This is a genomic window from Enterococcus sp. DIV0421, assembly GCF_051713745.1.
In the GTDB taxonomy this organism is placed as follows: domain Bacteria; phylum Bacillota; class Bacilli; order Lactobacillales; family Enterococcaceae; genus Enterococcus_D; species Enterococcus_D casseliflavus.
In genome coordinates this window covers 1-674 of sequence record NZ_JBIOQM010000026.1, presented here as the reverse complement: position 1 = coordinate 674, position 674 = coordinate 1, and the positions used below count along the sequence as shown (strand labels likewise).

The window sequence follows — 674 nt, the reverse complement described above, 5'->3', positions numbered from 1 at the left end:
AGAAATAGAAATCAAACTAAATCGCTATCACGAAATCAAATTGGATCAAACAATTATTCATATTCCTAAAGCATACGGGTATTCTCAATTAACTGTTGTTTTGACTTGGAATAAATTCAAAGTCCTTACGCCGCATGGAGAACTCTTAATGAATGACTATCGTCCTTATATGAACAAAAAGCGATTGATTCCGTGGAGCGATATCTTAAAACAATGGAGTGATAAGCTGAATGTTGTTAGTTATTCGAGGTATTGGAAATACTTACCAGCACGACTTCAAAATTATCTGGCGATTGATAATAATCACATCAAATACAGACGTATCCATCAAATACTGAGTTTATTGACAACCTACGACATCCAACAAATCAATGAACAATTCTATGAGTTAGTTGTTCAAGAGGATGTCCCCTCTGACTTTGATGTCAATTGGTCAAATTATGACGCACTTACAAAATCAGGAGGACCCTATAAATGACTAGACAGAACCTAGAAGATTATTGTAAAAAGCTCAGATTAAGTCATATCATCACGAACTTACCAAGAGCTTCTTTCGAAGCTCCAGAACAATTTATTACCGATCTATTCCGTTTAGAACTTGAAACCAGGCAACGAATCAAATTAGAACGGATGGAAAAATTAGCCAAATTTCCTGTACCAAAGTCACTAAAAAA

At 34.9% G+C, this 674-nt stretch carries 2 pseudogenes; both read left to right on the top strand.

Features of this window, described 5'->3' with window-relative positions:
• Positions 1-478 (top strand): annotated as a pseudogene (locus IGI96_RS19760) (IS21 family transposase); the annotation flags it as partial.
• Positions 475-674 (top strand): annotated as a pseudogene (locus IGI96_RS19755) (ATP-binding protein); the annotation flags it as partial. The pseudogenes IGI96_RS19760 and IGI96_RS19755, both read left to right, overlap by 4 nt.